The organism is Glycomyces halotolerans (genome assembly GCF_054779575.1).
In genome coordinates this window covers 1-1,322 of the sequence record NZ_BAAGXZ010000049.1, presented here as the reverse complement: position 1 = coordinate 1,322, position 1,322 = coordinate 1, and the positions used below count along the sequence as shown (strand labels likewise).

At 67.2% G+C, this 1,322-nt stretch carries 1 protein-coding gene; it reads left to right on the top strand.

Features of this window, described 5'->3' with window-relative positions; genetic code table 11:
• Positions 1–312: 312 nt before the first annotated feature.
• The coding region (locus tag ACYVL2_RS19950) for a DUF222 domain-containing protein (protein ID WP_460546555.1) at positions 313–1,322 on the top strand (1,010 nt) is incomplete at its 3' end.

Genomic DNA, 1,322 nt, shown 5'->3' with positions numbered 1-1,322 from the left:
TCGGCTCTCGGGCAGTGCGTGGCGCGGGTTTCTTGGCGGCGACAAAGAGGCGGCGGGGCCTTTGAGGCCGTGTCCTCGTGGCCGGGTCCGGTGCCGGGCGAGGCGGGGTGGGCCTGGGGCGAGCTCGGGCCTGTTCGGAGTGTTGATCGGCTTTCCGACTGCGCCCCAAGCAATCCAAGGCGGGAACGTGAAAGCATTCGCACCCTAAGAGTGATGGCAAACCAGCCCTGGCCTGGGATCATTGAGGTATCGGGCGAACAAGCCACCGGAAACCGGCAGAGCGTTCGAACATCAACGAGGGGGGTGTGGCACATGGCGGACAACCGGGCATCGGTTCAGGAACGCAGCGAGAAGTCAAAGGTCATCCACACCGAACTCGACCAAGCCTCAGCGGTCATCAACGCCGCCCACGCCTCGGTCCTGTCCCGAGTGATCGAGGCCCAAGCCTGGAAAGTCCACCGCGACATCGACGGATTCTCTTCGCTGCGCGACTGGCTGGCCTCGACCTTCGACTTCCACTCCCGCGTCGCCGCCGACCTGGCCGCCATCGCCCGCTGCGCCAGGAAATTCACCATACTGGCCGAGACCGCCTGCGCCGGAACCGCCCGCATCGACGCGGTCGCGGCCGCGGTGCGGCGGCTGGAGAACACCAAGGCCCTCAGGGTCTACGCCCGCACCCCCTACCGGGAGCCGGTCATCTCCCCGTTCGATGCTCAAGTGCAATGCGCGACCCCCGAGGCGCTGATCGCCCAATACTGCGCACACGCGACCGTCAAGGAGCTGTACGCCCACCTCGATGAGCTGCAGTCGGCCCTGGACTCCGGCCAGGAGTTGCTCGACGGGCTCGGTGAGCAGTCCCTGCAGCGCCTGGACCTGGTCGAGCAGGACAACGGCATGTGGCACCTGGAAGCGATGCTGGCCTCCGACACCGGCGCGATGTTCGCCAAAATGCTCACCACCACTACCGAACCCCCACGCCAGGACGAGACCGACCAGACCGGGCTCCTGCCCCCAGCGGCCAACCGGCGCGCCGAGGCATTGCATCAGATCCTGGCCGTCTACGGAGCCGACCCCAAAGCCCACACCCGGCACGGGCACACCACCCAACTCCACCTGACGGTCGACATCGACACCCTCCAAGGCGAGGACACCGGCCGGGTCCCCCTCCTCGAAGGCACACCGATCAGCCTCGCCAAAGCCCGGCTGCTGGCCTGCGATGCCGGACTCATCGTCCCCAGCGTGTTCGACTACACCACCGGCGAAGCCGTCGAACTCGGCCGGGCCGAACGACTCCCCACCACCGCACTGCGCCGCAAACTCGA